Origin of the sequence: Pengzhenrongella sicca (assembly GCF_017569225.1) — a bacterium.
Taxonomy (GTDB): Bacteria; Actinomycetota; Actinomycetes; order Actinomycetales; family Cellulomonadaceae; genus Pengzhenrongella; species Pengzhenrongella sicca.
This window is the reverse complement of sequence record NZ_CP071868.1, coordinates 4,180,334-4,197,354: the sequence shown is the minus strand read 5'-3', so window position 1 is coordinate 4,197,354 and position 17,021 is coordinate 4,180,334. Positions and strand designations below refer to the sequence as shown.

13 protein-coding genes and 1 tRNA gene are annotated in these 17,021 nt (G+C 67.8%); 5 read left to right on the top strand and 9 right to left on the bottom strand.

Features of this window, described 5'->3' with window-relative positions; translation table 11 throughout:
• Positions 1–22: 22 nt before the first annotated feature.
• From cheB to J4E96_RS19205, 3 genes are read right to left on the bottom strand one after another with little or no spacing between them, the layout of a single operon-like run.
• Positions 23–1,102 (bottom strand): chemotaxis-specific protein-glutamate methyltransferase CheB, encoded by a 1,080-nt coding sequence (gene cheB / locus J4E96_RS19215; protein WP_227423630.1) that lies wholly within the window; start codon positions 1,100–1,102, stop codon positions 23–25.
• A gap of 5 nt (positions 1,103–1,107) precedes the next feature.
• The gene (locus J4E96_RS19210; protein WP_227423629.1) at positions 1,108–2,769 is read right to left on the bottom strand and encodes a chemotaxis protein CheW; all 1,662 of its coding nucleotides are present in this window, start codon (positions 2,767–2,769) and stop codon (positions 1,108–1,110) included.
• Positions 2,769–4,748 (bottom strand): methyl-accepting chemotaxis protein, encoded by a 1,980-nt coding sequence (locus J4E96_RS19205; RefSeq protein ID WP_227423628.1) that lies wholly within the window; start codon positions 4,746–4,748, stop codon positions 2,769–2,771. The genes J4E96_RS19210 and J4E96_RS19205 overlap by 1 nt, the downstream gene beginning before the upstream one ends.
• 129 nt (positions 4,749–4,877) lie before the next feature.
• On the opposite strand from J4E96_RS19205, the gene J4E96_RS19200 reads away from it, so the two are divergent.
• Positions 4,878–5,501, top strand: coding sequence for an EAL domain-containing protein (locus J4E96_RS19200; protein ID WP_227423627.1), 624 nt, complete (start codon positions 4,878–4,880; stop codon positions 5,499–5,501).
• Positions 5,502–6,854: 1,353 nt separating this feature from the next.
• Here the strand turns inward: J4E96_RS19200 and J4E96_RS19195 are convergent.
• The 3 genes from J4E96_RS19195 to mobF all read right to left on the bottom strand — a co-directional run bounded on the left by J4E96_RS19195 (position 6,855) and on the right by mobF (position 10,820).
• The gene (locus J4E96_RS19195; RefSeq protein ID WP_227423626.1) at positions 6,855–7,523 is read right to left on the bottom strand and encodes a DUF6338 family protein; all 669 of its coding nucleotides are present in this window, start codon (positions 7,521–7,523) and stop codon (positions 6,855–6,857) included.
• 88 nt (positions 7,524–7,611) lie between these two features.
• Positions 7,612–7,836 (bottom strand): helix-turn-helix domain-containing protein, encoded by a 225-nt coding sequence (locus tag J4E96_RS19190; protein WP_227423625.1) that lies wholly within the window; start codon positions 7,834–7,836, stop codon positions 7,612–7,614.
• A gap of 32 nt (positions 7,837–7,868) precedes the next feature.
• The gene (mobF, locus tag J4E96_RS19185; RefSeq protein ID WP_227423624.1) at positions 7,869–10,820 is read right to left on the bottom strand and encodes a MobF family relaxase; all 2,952 of its coding nucleotides are present in this window, start codon (positions 10,818–10,820) and stop codon (positions 7,869–7,871) included.
• A gap of 511 nt (positions 10,821–11,331) precedes the next feature.
• Between mobF and J4E96_RS19180 the strand changes: the two genes are divergently transcribed.
• Together J4E96_RS19180 and J4E96_RS19175 are read left to right on the top strand one after the other, a co-directional pair.
• The gene (locus J4E96_RS19180) at positions 11,332–12,141 is read left to right on the top strand and encodes a TIGR04255 family protein (RefSeq protein WP_227423623.1); all 810 of its coding nucleotides are present in this window, start codon (positions 11,332–11,334) and stop codon (positions 12,139–12,141) included.
• A complete protein-coding gene (locus tag J4E96_RS19175) occupies positions 12,138–12,722 on the top strand; it encodes a hypothetical protein (RefSeq protein WP_227423622.1) in 585 nt (194 codons plus the stop codon). The genes J4E96_RS19180 and J4E96_RS19175 overlap by 4 nt, the downstream gene beginning before the upstream one ends.
• A gap of 492 nt (positions 12,723–13,214) precedes the next feature.
• Here J4E96_RS19175 and J4E96_RS19170 read toward each other — a convergent pair whose 3' ends face one another.
• Together J4E96_RS19170 and J4E96_RS19165 are read right to left on the bottom strand one after the other, a co-directional pair.
• Positions 13,215–14,606 carry a tyrosine-type recombinase/integrase gene (locus J4E96_RS19170; RefSeq protein ID WP_227423621.1) on the bottom strand — a complete coding sequence of 464 codons (1,392 nt, stop codon included), beginning with the start codon at positions 14,604–14,606 and terminating at the stop codon, positions 13,215–13,217.
• Between the two features lie 112 nt (positions 14,607–14,718).
• Positions 14,719–14,789, bottom strand: a tRNA-Gly gene (locus tag J4E96_RS19165).
• Positions 14,790–14,891: 102 nt separating this feature from the next.
• Between J4E96_RS19165 and dcd the strand changes: the two genes are divergently transcribed.
• Positions 14,892–15,467 (top strand): dCTP deaminase, encoded by a 576-nt coding sequence (gene dcd, locus J4E96_RS19160; RefSeq protein WP_227423620.1) that lies wholly within the window; start codon positions 14,892–14,894, stop codon positions 15,465–15,467.
• Between the two features lie 5 nt (positions 15,468–15,472).
• Positions 15,473–16,528: a hypothetical protein gene (locus J4E96_RS19155; RefSeq protein WP_227423619.1), complete on the top strand. Its 1,056-nt coding sequence runs from the start codon at positions 15,473–15,475 to the stop codon at positions 16,526–16,528.
• A gap of 31 nt (positions 16,529–16,559) precedes the next feature.
• Here the strand turns inward: J4E96_RS19155 and J4E96_RS19150 are convergent, their stop codons facing one another.
• A complete protein-coding gene (locus J4E96_RS19150; protein WP_227423618.1) occupies positions 16,560–16,994 on the bottom strand; it encodes a DUF6157 family protein in 435 nt (144 codons plus the stop codon).
• Positions 16,995–17,021 lie beyond the last annotated feature (27 nt).

Genomic DNA, 17,021 nt, shown 5'->3' with positions numbered 1-17,021 from the left:
TCGGCGCACCTTGGTGGTGCGCTCAGCGCACCCAGTCGGAGATCTGGTCCGCGATGCGGTAGTTGGGCAGGGTGCGGGTCGCGCCGCCACGGCGAACGAGCTCACCGGGCATGCCCCAGATCACGGCAGTCTCCTCGGCCTCGGCGATCGTGCGGCCGCCGTCGGCGTGCAGCTCGGCCAGCTCGGCCGCGCCGTCGTCGCCCATCCCGGTCAGCAGCGCAGCGACCACCCGCCGTGGGTCGACGAGGTGTCGCGCGGAGGCGACCAGCCGATTCACGGACGGATGCCAGTTGTAGTTCGGGCTGGACGGGACACTCTTGGCGATCAGCACGTCGCCCTGGCGTGCCAGCACCACATCGGCGTCACCGCGCCCGATATAGACGTGACCAGGTTCCAGGCGTTGGGGTCGGGTGACCTCGTGCACGCCCAGCGCAGAGGCCTCGTTGAGCCGGTTGGCCAGCGACGCGGTGAACGAGGCGGGGATGTGCTGGGCGACGACCACGGGCGCGGACAGCGATCCGGGCAGCGCGGAGAGCAGCATCGAGAGCACCGCCGGTCCACCGGTGGAAGAACCGATGAGCACCACGTCGACGGGCGTCGAGGTCACCTGGCTCGGTGATCTCCTGCGGCGCTGGGTCGCTTCGACGCCTCCCGCGCGATGGCGGTCCGCGCGCATCCGAGCCGCCAGCCCGCCCGCACGCCCGACCCTGGCCCCGACCGCGCCGCGGACCTTGGCGACGATCTCGGTCGCGACCTGGTCCATGTTGAGCGAGACGGTGCCCCCTGGCTTGGGCACGTAGTCGACTGCGCCCAACTCGAGGGCCTCCAGGGTGACCAGCGCACCGTGCTCGCTCAGCGACGAGACGACGACCACCGGGCGGGGGTCATCCTGCATGATCCGGGTCAGGCAGGACAATCCGTCCATCCCGGGCATGTTGATGTCCATGGTCACCACATCGGGCTGGATGCGCTGGACCTGCTCCAGCGCATCCAGGCCGTCGCGTGCGGTGAACACCTCGAAGCCACCGGCGTCGACCAGGATGCGCTTGAGCACCTTGCGCATCAGGGCCGAGTCATCGACGACGAGCACGCTGGCAGTCATCGTTGTCAGGCCACCAGGGTCTCGTGGACGAGACTGTTGACCGGCGCCGGCCTCTGCTTCGGGATTGATCCGCCCGGTGTGGGCGTCGCGTCCGGCGCAAGCGTCTCGATGGCCGCGACCAGCTCCTCCGCCCGCACCACGAGCAGCATGCGCGTCTCGGCGGGCAGGTTCACCACCTGTGCCACGAACCGCGCCTGCTCCTCGGAGAGCTCAGGTGCCGGCTCCAAGATGCCTCTGGGGATGCGGGCCACCTCGGTGACCGAGTCCACGATGAACCCGGTACGGGTCCCGCCGAGGAACAGCACCACGATGCGTTGCCGCTCGTCGCGTTCCGCCCGGGCCAGCCCGAACCGTGTGCGAAGGTCCACCACGGGCAGCACCGTGCCACGCAGGTTCACCAGACCCTCGACGAAGTCGTGGGTCTTGGGTACCCGGATCAGTGTGTCCGGTACCCGGATGATCTCCTGCACCGCGTCGACGTCGACCGCGTACTCCTCGTCGTCGAGCCGGAAGACGACGAACAGCTCCTCGTCACCCCGCCCGTCGTTGACCCCGGCCTCGTCCATCTCCGTCGTTCCCTCCACAGCGTCGTCACCCACGTGCTCGGCAAGCTCGGCACGCAACCCTGGGGCGTCAAACATCCGGTCCAGACTCAGCACCGACACCAGGCGGTGACCGTCCTCGAGTCGGCACACTGAGACGACCTCCGTGGTCCGACCCGCTCCAGCCACCACGTTGGGCAGCGCCGCCACCAGGTCGGACGGCACCCGCAGCACCTCGCGAACCGTGTCCATCACCACTCCCACCACACCGCCGTCCAACGGCACCACCACGATCCGGTTCTGCGCCCCGAGGTCGGTGACCGGAAGACCGAAGATCCGCCGCATGGACAACACCGGCAGCACCCGCCCACGCAGGTCCATCACCCCGAGAACCCGCTCGCCCGCGTTGGGGATCCGGCTCACGGACTCCGGGGCCTGGACGATCTCCTGCACCTGTGCGATCGGGAGCGCGTACTCCTGATCGTCGACGACGAAGCTGACCAGCTCCACCGTGTCGCCCAGCTCATCGCTGGAGTCGTCGTCGACTGACCGGGCGGACTCGGCGGTACCGTCACCGCTGCCCCTGCGATGGGCGAACTGCGCAAACTGCGCCCCTACGAGGCGGTCCACGTCCAGCACCGTGGTCATCTCACCATCGGCCGACTTGATGATCCCGACCAGGATGTCGGACTGGACCGTCGACTGGACCGTTTCCGCTGGCTCGACCGCGTCCCGATTCACGCTGACCACGCTGGCCACCCGGTCCACCACAAAACCGAGCGGAACCCCGCTGTCGACAACGATCACCCGGGTGGTCTCGTTGTGCTCAACGACCGGCAGCATGCAGCAGGCCCTCAGGTTGACGACCGGCAGCACCTTGCCCCGCAAGTTGGCCAGGCCCTCCAGGCTCACCGGCCCGAGGGGAACTCGGACCACCTTTGGTATCCGGATGATCTCGTTCACCCGGTTCATCGGGAACGCGTACCGCTCACCCTGCATGTCGAACGTCACGAAGTCGGCGCTGTCCAACTCGCCCGACGTCGTCCCATCGCCCCCCACCTCATCGCCGACGATCTCATCACCGGCGACGACTTCGTCGCCGGTCACCACGGCCTTGCGGGACATCAGGCGTTCTGCAGTTCATCGGCGAGCGCGGCGATCTCCTCAACGGCAGCGGCCATGTTCTCGGCGGCCTGTGCCTGCTGCTTGGCTGCCGCCGCGGCCTGGCCCGTGAGCTGGTCCGACTGTGCCGCTGCCGAGGAGATCTGGTCGAGCCCGGTCTTGACCTGAGCCAGCGCTGCTGCGATCTCCTGCGCGGACTCACGCACCACCGCGTTGCCCGAGCGCACGTCGGCCATGTCACGCTCGATCTCGATCAACCGGGCGCTGGTGGACTTGGCCGCCTCGACCTCCACCAGTGCCTGGCGTGTGGTCTCCTCGAGCTCGCCACGCACCTGGACGATACGGTCCTGTACCGCCTTGACCAGATCCTTGATCCGATCGGCGTTCTCTGCCGAGTCGCGCGCCAGGTTGCGGATGTCGGTGGACACCACGGCGAAGCCCTTGCCGAACTCCCCTGCCCGAGCCGACTCGACCGAACCGTTGATCGCGAGCATGTTGGTCTGCATCGACACGTTCGCAATCGCGTCAACGATCTTGTCGATCCGGCGCGACACCTGCTCCAGCTCGACGATCTTGCGAACGCTTCCCATCCCGGACTTTGTCGTCGTGGCAATCGTCTCGATCATGGTGTCCGTGTCGACCTTGTTCGTGGCGACAAGAGAGAGCAACAGGTCAGCACGCTCGATCGCCGCAGTGGAGTTCGTCTCGGACAACCGCGCCCCCTGCTCGATCTGGTTGACCGCACCCGCCGCCTCCTGCGACTTCGCCGCAGCGATCTGCGCACCGCTCGAGATCTGGCCGATCGCGACCGAGATCTGCGCCGCCGCCCGGTTGATCTCCTCCACGGCCGAACCCAGCTCCTCAGCAGCCTGGGCGACCTCTTCGGCACTCTTCGCGATGTCGGTGCTGGTACGCAGCTCGTCAGCGATATCGGCGAGATCGTGGGCAACCTTCTCACTCTGACCCAGGGCCGCACCCTGCTCCGTGATGGTCTGCAACGACTCCTCGCACGCGGCCGACTGCTGCTCGGATGCGGCCGCGATCTCCTCGGAATGCGCCTTGGCCTGGGCTGCGCCCTTCTCCCCCTGCGTCGCGGCAGCCGCTACCTCCACGGCGCCCTTCATAAGAACCGTCATGTCGTCGCGGATCTGACCGAGCTGGATCGTCAGGCTTTTGCCCTTCTCGACCTCGTTCAGGCCGCTCTCGGCGGACGCCTGCACATCCGCGGCCACCGCGTTGACCCCGACCCGGATCTCATCGATCAGGTCGCGGATCTGCTTCGCGCTTCGCTCGCTCGTCTCGGCCAGGGTGCGCACCTCGTCGGCCACCACCGCGAACCCCTTGCCGTGCTGGCGGGCGCGGGCAGCCTCGATCGCCGCGTTCAGCGCCAGCAGGTTGGTCTGGTCCGCGATCTGCGCCACCGTCTTGACGATCTCGCCGATCTCATCGGCCTGCTTCTCCAGCTCACTGATCACCTTCACCGACGCGGCCTGCCGGTCCGAAGCACCTGACACGTTCTGCAGCAACCGCTCGATACCGACCGTGGTGTCGGCGATCGTGGTCTGCAGGGTCCGGCTGATCGCCTCGACGTTGGCCGCGGCCTGCTGCTGACGCTGGATGCGCTCCTCGACCTGGCCCATCACCGCAAGGCTCTCCTGCGTCGCTCCCGATGCCTCCTCGGAACCCGCCGAGATCTCCTGGACGGACTCCCGCAGCTGGCGGGAAACCTCCACTGCCTGCGCGTTCTGCGCCGAGACCTCACCAGTCGCGCTCGCGATCCGCTCGGCAGCCTGCTGCTGCTTGGCGATCGAGCGAGCCTTGCGGCGCGCCGCATCGGTGTCCCCGCGCGCCCCGTGGGCACCGTCCTGCTGGGACCGAACGAGCTGTGCCGGGATGCCGGTCGGGGCGACGGCCTTGCTGGTCTTCGCGACGTACTTGGCCTCGGCAGTCGAGCGACCCGTCGAACTGGTGGTCAATGGCATGCTGCAATCCCCCTGAATAGCCGCAACCCGGCGCTCTCTTCACATCGCCGCGGTCGACTTCCCGCGAGCCAGCGTTCGCCAGCCCACGCCTCTATTCGGCTAGGACGTCAGGCTCATTAGAGGTTTCAGATGAGGGTGATTGCCCCCCTTGACCAAGCCGCAGCGTGGGCAGTCCAGGGTCAGCACTTGACCGTCGCGGTAAACCTCTCCGCGCGTTCACTTGGCGACGCTGACCTGCCGGATCGGGTCCTTGCGATGCTCGCAGCGCGAGGCCTTCCGTCCAGCGCCCTACAGTTCGAGATCACTGAGGAGTTTCTGTTGGCCGACCGCACTCAGGCGCGGGCCGTCCTGACCAAGCTGCGGAGCACCGGCATTCAGATCTCCATCGATGACTACGGCACCGGCTACAGCACGCTGCCGTATCTTCGCGATCTACCGATCGATGAGCTCAAGCTTGACCGGTCCTTCGTCTTCCCCATAGCCGATGACGCTCGCGCCGCTGCACTGGTCGCCTCTACCATTTCGCTGGCCCGAAGCCTTGGCCTCCGGATCGTCGCCGAAGGCGTCGAAACGCTCACCGCCTTCACCGAGCTTGCGCGGCTGGGCTGTGACCAGGCACAGGGCTACTTCATCTGCCGCCCCGTCCCTGCCGCCGAACTTGACCACTGGCTCACGGGTGGGCGCACCGGCTTCGACCTGACGGACTTCCCAAGGCTGCAGCCCCCGACGGAGACAAAACCGAGACGCTCTTGACGCGGTCGAAGGGGTCCGCCAAGTAGCGGCACAAGTCCGGGTGAGGTCTGAGACCCCCACTGAGTGGGGACTGTCCGTCTAACGGTGCAACTGCCGGCCTGGTGTGAAGTCTCAGGACTTCGTGGACGGTCTGGCTCATGAGTTCGTGGCCACTTGACCTGCGTGCTCGTCTCGGGCATGGACTTCAACCACGCGCCAGCTGACGTGCGGTGGGCGATAGCGAGCTGGCCGAAGATGCAGAGCGCGGTGCGGTGACGCGCTTCTGCGGTCGCCGGTCGGCGTGAAGTCGTCCGCGACACTCTCGTCGATCGCTTGCCGCAGATCACGGTTGATCGCTCGCGCAGGCGTGCGGCCAGGGCTTGCGAGGACTTTCGATACTGAAATGCTGGCATTCAGCCCGGAGGCAAACAGGCCAGCAGATCTCAATCGGTGGGGCCGAGAGTATCGTCGCAGATCAGTGTGGGTGAAGCGCGCGAGCCGGTGGCGGCGGTCACGTTCGTGACGGGGCGTGTGCCCGACTCATGGTGCCGACGGGGCTCGAATTGGCGATCGCGGGCCATAACGGAATGGCCCGAACTGGCGTCAGTTGTCATCTGGTGAGCTGTCACCGGCCGCCGCGACCCCGTGACCTGCCCAAACGCGGAGCGGGTGACGGGAATCGAACCCGCGCTATCAGCTTGGGAACTACGCTGTTGCGCGATTTTCGCCCTGGTCGCAGGGGTATAAGTGCAGGTCAGGCGGTTTTGAGGGTACACGAAGATGAACCGAAAAGCACGATTCTGAACCCCCTTATGGCACGTTATGGCATGCCATAAGGCGCTGATAGCACGCGTTTTGAACGGATTGAGAACCGTAGGGGCGTGCTGGAAGGGCGGTGGCGACTACTACTCGGCCGGCCTACTACTTCTTTGGTTGGCTCGCAGGCGTGGATGTCGGCGCCGGTGGGCGCTGGGGCGTTGCAGCGGTCGGCGTCCAGCCCTTCTCTTCGTAACCTGGACGATCGCTGGGTCGGTGGCTCTCGTCGGCCATTGCCTTCACTTCTTCGCAGTAGGAGGTGACGCGGGTGTTGACTTGGGTGGCGGAGGTCGACGGGCGGGGGTTACCCGGGCGACGGGCACATAGCCCGCCGTCAAGCTCGATTGGTCCGACTCCGACTTGGACTGATCAGGATGGCCTCGGACCTGCCTACCCCAGTCCACTGTCAAGACTTCCCTGACGCGGATGCACCGTTCTTCGGCGCAGTCGGTGGACGCTTGACTGACGTCCCGGAGCTCGACTCAGCCGAGTAACCGCCTTTGGAAGGGGCCACCCATCTGCCCGCTGTGCGCGTCCCGCTCGCTGCTTGCTTGGCCATCACGCCTCCTCCTCTCCATTGTCAGTGTCCGCGGGGATGAAGTCCACGACAACAGCCTCCTGACATCTGATGATCATGCCAGCGGGGGCGGAGATGTCGTCCGTGAACTTGCCGTCAGTGTCCATCACATACCCGACCTCGAGGTAGAGCTCCTGCGGTTCGGGAAACGAACTCGCGAAGGAGTGGTCCGCGAACCAACCGCCGACCCATGATCCGTCGGAGAGGCGCACCCGGACCCACCCGGGTTTGGCCTTTTCGAAGGCGAAGTCCCAAGCGCTCGGCGTGGGGTTCCACGGCCGTCGCAGCCTCAGTCGGTCGAGCGTCCAATCGGCCGCGGCCACGAACCACCGCGCGGTGCGTACATAGAAGACGACGCGAGCCGTGAGCCACGGGATGGCCACGACCGTCACGAGAAACCCGACGCCAATCAGTTGCACGTCAACAAGGGCTTCCGACGGATCGCGCGCGTACGAGACAACCTTCGGTCCAAGGATCACCGCGTAGAGCCCTGCGAAGACTGCGCTGGCCGCGATAGCGCGGAGCACGCGGACGCCGAACTCTCTCTCGTCGGGGTCGGGGCCGCCCACCCGTCGGCGGCTTACCTGGTACACAAAGCCGGGCATCACGACCGTCAAGACTATGGCGACCTGAACCCATGTCTCTGGCACGTCTACTCCTCGCCGGTCTTGTTCGGACGATGCATCGTTGCAGCCACTGCTGACAGAAGCTGGCGCGACGCGCGACGCATCTAGGGTGCTAGCTCAGACGCCTCGGACTTTGAGGAACGATTCGCACCGGCCTCAGGATGTCCTCCAAGCTGGCGCGTCGGATGCGTACCAACCGGCTCCCGACCTTGACCGCGCTCAGGTCGCCCGTGGCGATGAGCTTGCGGATGAAGCGCTCTGTCACGCGCAGATCTTCGGCCGCCTCGGAGACGGTTAGGAACTCCGACCGCGACGGATCGGCGATGGTGGAGGTCATGGCGCTCCTTCTCTCTGCTTCGGTCGGGCGGGTCAGATTCCAAGGACCGGTCCGTCGCGGACCGGTACCGGCGTGGGCTGGGACAGACGGTGGGTGGAACGGCTCAGCCCCGGCTCGCTGCTCGCCCTCGTCGCCAGAATCGGAACGGGCGCATCGGGGTGGTTCGCAGCCCAGGTCTCGGTAGCCGTGAGCTCGACATGGCTGGTGGCGAGGATCTGGTCAAGAACGTTTCGGCCGGACGGTGCCTCACCGGCGCGGGGGACGCAGTCGTCGTCGTGGGTGTCGGTGAGGACGTAGACCCTGTTGAGGTCGGAGCCGCGGCTCATCGCGACGTACAGGTCCTCGCGGCCCATGCCGGCGGCGGCGATGGTGTGGGTCTCGTCGACGGTCATGCCTTGGGTGCGGGCGGTGGTGGTGGCGTAGCCGAGGTCGACGTGCACCCGGACGTACGACGCTGGCAATCGCACGCTCGGCTGGTCGGGCGAGCCGGTGCCGCCTTGCGGGGCGGGTCGGGCGAGGATCGCGCCGCCGGGCAGGACCGCGGTGATGTCCCAGAAGGAGCCGTTGCGCACGTACCCGTCGGGAGTGCGCAGGCGGCGGTTGTTGCGGCGGGTGACGATCCGGTCCCCGACCCCGGCGGTGAGCCCGTCGCCGAGGGTGACGCCGCGACCGGTGATCGTGCCGGCGAGGACGCCGTCGGCGTGCGCCCGGGCGTTGAGGGCGTTGACGGTGCGGTTGTCGACTGCTTGCAGGATGGCGACTCGGCCGTTCTCGCGGGCGGTGGTGGCGGCGGCCAGGGAGTCGCTGAGCATCTGCTCGCTGGTCCCAGTGCTGATTGCGCCGTGTGCCTGGTACGCGTCCAGGGCGGTGGGCTGGGCGTGGCGGAGCTCGAGACTGGCGCGGGCTTCCCAGGCGTGGGTGAACCGCCACAGGGTGGTGAGCTCGGCGGTGGGGCCGCGGCGGGCGAGCATCCCGAACGCCCCTCCGGCGTCGACGGATCCGCGTTGCAGGTGGTCCCCGACGAGCAACACCTTCGTCTGTGCGGCCTCGGCTTGGGTGACGAGGGCGGCGAGGGTGCGGGTGTCGGCAAGAGAGGCCTCGTCGACGATGACGAGCTGCCCGGGCGTGAGGTGCCACTGGTCCTGGTCGGCGCGCAGCCGCTCTTGGGCGCGCCGGATTCGTTCCAGCTCGCCGTAGCTGGTGGCGGCAGGCTTCAGCTCCTCGAGGCGGGCGAACGCGACGGCGCGGGTCGCGGCGCCGGTGCCGGTCGATTCCCACAACCATTTCGCGGTCGTCTCGCACGGCGCGTCGAGCGCTTTGGTCAGAGTGTGTGCGGCCGACGCGGACGGGGCCAGCCCAACGACGGGTCCGATGTTCCTCGTCCAGCAGGATGTCAGCGCGGCCATGGTGGTGGTCTTGCCCGATCCGGCGGCTCCGACAAGGGCGTCGAGGACGAGTCCGGAGGTGAGGATCGCCTCCACCGCGGCCCGCTGGTCGGCCGCCAGTCCCTCGAGCCGGGCCATGCTCCGCTGGACGTCCGGTCGTTGCAGGTCGTACGAGGTCCGCCGCGGGGCTCCGGTGGTTTCGGCGGCGTCGAGGAGCACCTTCTCCGCCTCGAGCAGCTCGACGGAGGTGTACAGCTCCTCACCCATCCGCCGAGACTCCGGATCCCTCGTGTCGTCCAGCTGGATGCAGGTCTTCGCGGCCGCGCCGGTGATGTCGTTGAGCAGGGTTCGCCGCTCGGCGGGGTCGGCCATCCGCAGCAGCTTGGAGGAGCGCAGTGCGGCGGCGCCGAGGTTCCACGTGGTCCAGACCGACCGCCGCTCGGAGACGTCGGCGATCGTCTGAGCGACCAGGGCAGCGCGGACTTCGGGGCCGACGTCGCGGGCCCGCAGTGCGCGCCCGTACTGGCCTCGTAGCGCCCGGGTCGCCAGGTCACGGGGCGCCAGCCCGGTCAGGACCCGTGCCCGGTTCGCCCACTCCGTGAAGAGGTCGCTGAGCCGGTGCAGCGTCTTGGGTGGGCGGGTGGCGACGGTGAAGTGCTGCCGAGCCCTGATCGTCTCCGTGCGCGACGGCGCCCGCCCGTGGGTGGAGTGGAAGTCGGCGGCCCAGGTGAGCTCGGCGTCGTGGATCTGTCCGGACCGGGTGGAGAACTCCGCGAGCAGGTCCTCGCCGATGCCGGTGATCTCGAACGCCGGGTTGCGCCGCTCCCCGCGGTCGCGCATCTCCCACTCGAGGGGGAGCCGGCGGGTGAGCTCGTCGGCCAGAACGGTGTCGTAGAACTCGGACACAGTCACGGCTGCGGCCAGGACGGTCTTCCCGTCGAGAGACCGCCACTGCCCGTCGGGGCCCTGGGTCTTGTTCGCGATGACGACGTGGGTGTGCAGGTTCGGGTCCCCGGCGCGGGTGTCGAAGTGCTCGAATGCGGCCGCGAGCATCCCGTTCGTGCGGATCTGTCGGCGACCCCCGGCCCCGACCCTGGTCCGGACCACCTTGGCTTCGACGAACTCCAGCGCCGAGGCCAGGGCAGCCCTGTGGGCGGCGTGAATCTTCTGCCGGGTCGCGTCATCGGCCAACGCCCACAGCACCGACACCGACTTCGGTGCCGTGAAGGTCAGATCGAACCCGACCACCGCCCGCGGCGCCGGTCTCCTGGATGCCGTGGCCGCGCCGTCGGCGGTCGGAGACGGTTGGGTGTGCTGGGGGAACGGGCGCCCGAGGGGCTCGCCGGTGAGGGGGTCGTGGCCCTTGCCGAACACGGCGAGCATCGCGTCCTCGCTCACCGGCGCCCCGGGCAGGAGCTTGTGCGACGTTCCGTCGCCGAGACCGGCGAGGCCGGAGCCGTACCAGCGCCCTGGCGGGTTGCCGGTCTGGTCGTAGTACGCCGTCAGTGACGCGCCCGGCTCCAGCGGGACGTCGCCGGCAGCGACCTGGCGGGTCAGGTAGCGCACGCCATCGCGTCCGGTGAGCTTGTGCACCGACATCATCGACCTCTACCTCCCCTCCCGCCGGAGTCGCTCTAGGAGCAGGTACGCGGAATTGGCTGCAACACGCGAGGCAGCGAGCGGAACCGTCTACGCGGGCGGCGAACCCGACCGTGCCTTCTCGGATCTCAAGCACCTCGGGCCAGTGAGTCGGAGGGCCGCGCGCGCTCGACGTCGCCCGCGAGCCCGAGCGAGCACGACGGCGCGTGCGACTGGGGCGTCAGCCGCCGGGTCGAAGTCGGGGCATGTCGATGTCGCCTGCAATGACGGGGCCGACGACGGCGCGCGCACGGATCGGCCGTCGATGACGGCGGATCGGGTTCCGTCATCCCGCCCGCGTCAGCGTCGTTCGAGCACAGCGTGCAAGACGAGTGAACTGAGGGAATGCCTGTAACCACTTCCCTCTGTTCACTCGGAGCTCGAGCAGCCACCTACGCAATCGACACCTTGTCACCCGGCCGCCGAGCGCGTTGGCTGTTGCTGGCGCCACTCAAGAGCCTAAGATCACGCCATGTTGGCAGCCTGGTATCAGCCCAAACACCATCCGAAATTCGCGAACCCGCCAGTGATCGAATCGGCGATGGCTCTCGAATTCGCGCCGATTGAAGGCCTCGATCTATATCGGCTGATGCGACTGCAAGAAGTCTGGGATGCCGATTATCCGAATGTGAGCGACGTACCGGGCGCGCCGCCGACTCCCGTAGGCAATGTACCGCAGAATATGTTCTTCATCGGAGAGGCGCCAAAGCGAGTATGGGCGGCGGCAGTCGAAAACGGCCTTTTGGTTCAGACGCAGGCTGACCGGCTGATTCTGAATTGGCGGAAAAGCGAGACGATCGGGGCGTACCCGGGCTATCAGGAGAAACTCCGGCCAGAACTCTTTCGCCTCTGGGATCTGATGGCCGGTTTTGCCGAAGCGAATGCGTGGCCGCTTCCCCGACCGACGCTTGCCGAGTTTACCTACGTCAATGCGGTTGAGATGACAGGAAGCGACCGGCCTGAGGATTACCTGACCATATTTCAAGACGCCAACGAACATTTGCCCGGAGTCGCGCGTCAGATGGGATTTCAGTTGACTCGGGCCGTGACGGCGTCTGAGTCGGACCCCTTCACGGCGGAACTTCACGTTGCAGGAGAGACGCAGTTCGGACCCGACGAACGCAGACGTCTCCAATTTACAGTTACCGCTCGAGTATTGCTAGATGCCGGAAAGGAAGACCTCCAGGCCGCGATGGACGCCGCACATGGCCTGGCTTCCTATACTTTTGCAAGCATTGTGACTCCGTCAAAGCAAAGTGCATGGAATAGGCTACCGCAATGACCTCTTCCGCGACGAAAGATTCTGAAAGCAGACCTAGGCGCTCGCAGTTCGCTTCGGCGCTCAGCAGTGCGGTACTCGAAATGCAAAGATTTCTTTCTTCGGGGACCCGTCCAAACGAAGACGAAGCGCTTTATCGGTCGGCTGCACTATCGGGAGTGATCAATACTTCCACCCAGGCGTCTGCGTTCGAATTGCAAAGATTTGCAAAGACCCGTCTAGCTGCGGTTCGGGCAGGGGGTGACGCAACCCCGACAGGCGAGGCGCTAGAGAGTTTCGAAACGATGATTCGCTCATTGGTCATCGACAACGGGCCAACTCCGCAGGTTGGAGCCACACCGAGCGGGTCCGTTGAGATTCAGTGGCTTGTGGATGGAAACCTTGTGTCGACGCTATTCGACGAATCTGGAGCGTGCTTTGTGCTTGCGCTGGACAAGGCAGACGCCGTGCTGCTCGACGCCGAAGTGCCGCCTGGGAACTTGCCTGAGGATCTCAAGTCTGAACTCGCCCAACTGCTGAAATCTATGGGCGGAAACATCGTCGCAAGGCCGAAATCTTGGAGTCTGAGTGGCGAAAGGGGATGAAGTCATCGCGACTGCCTTGGTGCTGAGGAGATACAACCCGCACGACCTTACTAGGTGCACTGTAGACGAGGCAGGGCGACCGGCACGTCTTCGAAGTTCAGCGTTTCGCTGGGATGCGAAACCGGACTCGGAGCCTACGCATAAGGAATGTTCAGTCTACCAAGAGGGGGTGCTTGCAGCCGGCGGACTGGCCCGAGCCGACTGCATTGAGGCCGACCGGCCGGATTGGCAAGTCGCGGCCGCCACAGTGGAAGCAATTCGGGCTTTCTCCAGATCAAATGTTCCCGATCCGAATCCGTTCCGGGTCATCGATGACCCATGCCCTAATGGCGATCCGCCGCCACACCCGCGTGACTTTGCGCATGCCAACATTGTCCATGCCGTTCCGCTCCGAGGGGCAGACAAGTGGTACCGCGATTTGGCGCTTGTGTTCAAGGTTCAGGCATTCACAGAAAGCTGACGTAGCACGCTGCTCGGTAGCGCTGAGGGCGATCAATTGTTTAGAGAATGCCTATTAATCGCAAGATTGGTCGGATGGCGAGCCAAGACCTCGTCCAGTTGGTCCGCTATCCGTCGCTCAGCCTCATTTGCGGCGTGCTGGTAATGCAGCGCAGCTCGCGCGCTCGCGTGGCCGGCCCGCTGCATCAGCTCCGGCAAAGTCGCACCAGCGGCGGCAACCATCGTCATTGCCGAGTGCCGTTGATCGTGCCAGGTCAGGTCTTCTCGGCCGATGGACGTCCGGGCTCGAGCGAACATGACGCTCCGGTGGCCGCTGTCGAGCGGCTTACCCGTGCTCGTGCCGAACACGAGCGCGTCCTTGCCCGCCGGCGTGAAGCGCGCCATGTGCTCAGCGAGCGCCTCAACGGCCACCGTCGGCAGGACGACCACTCGTCGACCCGCCCTCGTCTTGGTGGAGGAGAGCGGGCCGCCGCCCAGCCCCGGCCGCGCCAAAGACTGCTCCACCCGCAACGTCCGAGCCTCGAGGTCGACGTGCCGACGTTGCAGCGCGAAGAGCTCGCCCGCTCGGAGCCCACTGCAGAACGCCACGATCACCGAAGCCCGGTACCTCTCCGGCATCGCGTCCGCCAGCGCCCAGATCTCCTCTACCGACGCGATCCGTCGTTCGGTCCGGTCCTTGGAGTCCCGCTGACTCGCGCCCTTGACCCGGCAGGGGTTCGCGGCAATCAGACCGTCCTCGACCGCCTGCGCCATGCCGGTGTGCAGGAACCGGTACGCCTGGGAGGCCTCGGTTCGTCCGGCGTTGCGGTTCGGGGTCTTGTCCGTCGCCGGCACACCGCCGGTCTCCTCCAGCCAAGCCTGCCGCACCGAGGCGGCGATCCGGCCCGTCGCCGCGACCGTCCACCCGTTCTCCGCCGCCCAGACCCGGATCGCTGCGTTCACGCGAAGCGGGTGCCGCCGCGCCCGCTCGAACTTCCCGATCGCCCGCCGCGTCGACTCGGCCAGCACCGCGCTGTCCCACGTGCGCACGTCCGCAGGCGTGACCGACCCCAACGTCTGCGCCCCCAGGTGGATCACCCGCGTCCGCCCGTTCGGCCGCTCGACAGTCAGCGGTGCGTCGATCCACCGGTCGAGCAGACCCTGGTAGATCGCGCGGGTGCTCTCCGCGATCTCGGCTCTGGAGGCGAGCCACTCCCGGAACCACTCCCCGAGCTGCACGTCTCCTCGGTGCGGGTCGTGCCACTGGCCGCGCGACATCCGTGAGGTCTCGTCGGCGAGCGCGAGATCCGCTGCGCCCTTGGTCTCGAAGGTCCCGAGCGTTCGTAGGAGCCCGTCCGGCCCCGTGTAGCGGGCCTGCCAGCGACCCGAGCGGAGCCGCCGGATCGCTCCGCTGGCCCGGCGATGCGCACTGCGTTGTGTGGTCACGGTTTCCTCCGCACAGGTCTAATGGCACGTTATGGCACGAACCGACCCACACGAGGCTTCCAGGAGGCACTGACACTCCCCGCACAGGTCCCTGACCTGCGGATATACACGGAGCGGGTGACGGGAATCGAACCCGCGCTATCAGCTTGGGAAGCTGAAGTTCTACCACTGAACTACACCCGCACGGCGCCGCCGAAGCGGGGCGCGCGGCACTGAGCATACCCAATGACGCCCGGCGCGCAGACATCTCGCCGAGCCGCCCGACGATCGCGCTACCGTGGCGGCGTGCTGCTCTCCGACCGTGACATCCGTGCCGAGATCGAGTCCGGACGCGTCGTGCTCGATCCGTTCGAGCCGGCGATGGTCCAGCCGTCGAGCGTGGACGTGCGCCTCGACCGGCTCTTCCGGCTGTTCGACAACCACAAGTACGCGCTCATCGACCCGGCGGTGGACCAGCCCGATCTCACGCGCCTCGTCGAGGTCGAGCGCGGCGAGCCGCTGATCCTGCACCCCGGCGAGTTCATTCTCGGCTCGACCTTCGAGGAGGTGACGCTGCCCGACGACGTCGCGGCGCGCCTCGAGGGCAAGTCCTCGCTCGGGCGGCTCGGGCTGCTCACGCACTCGACCGCCGGGTTCATCGACCCCGGCTTCGTCGGGCACGTCACGCTCGAGCTGTCGAACGTGGCGACCCTGCCGATCGCGCTGTGGCCCGGGATGAAGATCGGTCAGCTCTGCTTCTTCCGGCTCTCGTCGGCGGCGGAGCACCCGTACGGCTCCGCGCAGTACGGGTCCCGCTACCAGAACCAGCGCGGGCCGACCGCATCGCGCTCCTGGCAGAACTTCCACCTCACCGAGGTCTGATCGCCGTGGCCACCCCGGCCGGCGCGCCGCCGTTCCCCTGGGCCGACCCGGCCGCGCTGGAGCGCCACGTGCTCACGTTCGGAGCCGGGATCGGAGCCGACGAGGTCGAGGCGCTGGCCCTGAGCCGGTTCGTCGCTGCGGCGTGGGAGTCGGCCCCCGAGGAGGCGCACGGCGGCTGGGGCCGGCGCTCGGCGGCGACGCCCGGCGTGCTCCGGCTCTCGCGGCACTCGCGGCTGATCGGCCCGTATGCGCTGGAGCCGGGCGACGCGGTGCAGCTCGGCGTGCCGGCGTCGGCCGTGTCCGCCTATCTCGTCGACGCCCCCCGCGAGCGGGGCGAGGCCCCGTACCCCGGCGGCGACCGCGACGGCATCAAGCGGGCGTTCCCCGACGCGACGCCGGTGCGCGACGAGGAGCGCGTCGTGCGGTGGCTCGTCTCCGCCGCCCGGCGCGTCGGCGGCGCCGTCCGGATCGCCGGGTCGGGCGCGGTCCTCGTGCCCGACCCACAGGCCTCGATCGACCTCACCGTCTTCACCGACGTCTGGCTCGAGCCGCAGGCCGCGCTCGCCGTGCTGCAGCGGGTCGCGCCCCAGGCGCGCCTCGCGATGGGCGCCGTCCCGTGGGCCGGCCCGCCGCCCGGCACCGGGGAGGACGACGCCCCGGGGACGACCGACCTCCCCGCCCGCGTGCGCCGGAACCTGCACGCGGAGGCGGACGCGTACGACGTCGCGGCGCTGTCCCGCCCAGACGAGCTCGACGGCTACGGCGCACTGGTCGACCTCGGCATCGACGGCCTGATCGCCGTGGAGGCGGGCGGCGAGCAGGCGCTCCCGCTGGCGCTCGCGGGCTTGCCCTGGGCCGCGGGCGGCGCCGTGACCTACCGGGTGCTCTGGGCGGCGCCGGACTTTCTCGAGCTCGAGCTCGAACGCCCCTCACTCGCCCACCGGGTCGCGCGCTCGCGGGCCCAGCCCCTGGTCAGCGCGCTTGCGCGCGAGCTTCACCGCGCCGTCGGCGGCGAGGTGCTCGACGCCGCAGAGTTCCTGATCAACCCGGCCGACCTCTAGCCGGACCGCCGGACTAGCCGGACCGCTGGGACTAGCCCGACCGCCGGGACCGCATCGCGCGCGTGACCGTCGTGGCGTCCCCAGCCGGCCCCGTGCCGGAGCTCAACAGCGCGTACTCGGCCGACTCGATCGGGTAGAGCGCGACCCGGCCGCCCGAGTCCGCGTGCACGCCCCAGCCGTAGCGCTTGCCGAGGTCGCTTGAGCGCAGGCACGGCTGGCCGGTGCCGAAGAATCGCGCACGCGCGGCGGGCCGGTCCGCCGGCTCGATGCCGCGCCGGTCCGCCCACACGGTGAAGATCACGTCGTCGGACGTGTACCGGTACGGGTGCTCCGCGATCATCGCGTAGGTCAGCTCCGCGATGCTCGGCTGGGCGCGGGCGGGCGGGACCGTGCCTGCGGTGGCCGCGCAGTCGTCCGCGACCGCGATGAACGTGTCGACGTAGTTGGTGGTGTGCGTCGTTGCCATGCCGACCTCCTCCTCGTGCCGGGCGGC

Coding starts and splice junctions, on each gene's coding strand:
- cheB (WP_227423630.1), bottom strand. CDS start 1,102: ATGACTGCCAGCGTGCTCGTCGTCGATGACTCGGCCCTGATGCGCAAG.
- J4E96_RS19210 (WP_227423629.1), bottom strand. CDS start 2,769: ATGTCCCGCAAGGCCGTGGTGACCGGCGACGAAGTCGTCGCCGGTGAT.
- J4E96_RS19205 (WP_227423628.1), bottom strand. CDS start 4,748: ATGCCATTGACCACCAGTTCGACGGGTCGCTCGACTGCCGAGGCCAAG.
- J4E96_RS19200 (WP_227423627.1), top strand. CDS start 4,878: ATGAGGGTGATTGCCCCCCTTGACCAAGCCGCAGCGTGGGCAGTCCAG.
- J4E96_RS19190 (WP_227423625.1), bottom strand. CDS start 7,836: ATGACCTCCACCATCGCCGATCCGTCGCGGTCGGAGTTCCTAACCGTC.
- mobF (WP_227423624.1), bottom strand. CDS start 10,820: ATGTCGGTGCACAAGCTCACCGGACGCGATGGCGTGCGCTACCTGACC.
- J4E96_RS19180 (WP_227423623.1), top strand. CDS start 11,332: ATGTTGGCAGCCTGGTATCAGCCCAAACACCATCCGAAATTCGCGAAC.
- J4E96_RS19175 (WP_227423622.1), top strand. CDS start 12,138: ATGACCTCTTCCGCGACGAAAGATTCTGAAAGCAGACCTAGGCGCTCG.
- J4E96_RS19150 (WP_227423618.1), bottom strand. CDS start 16,994: ATGGCAACGACGCACACCACCAACTACGTCGACACGTTCATCGCGGTC.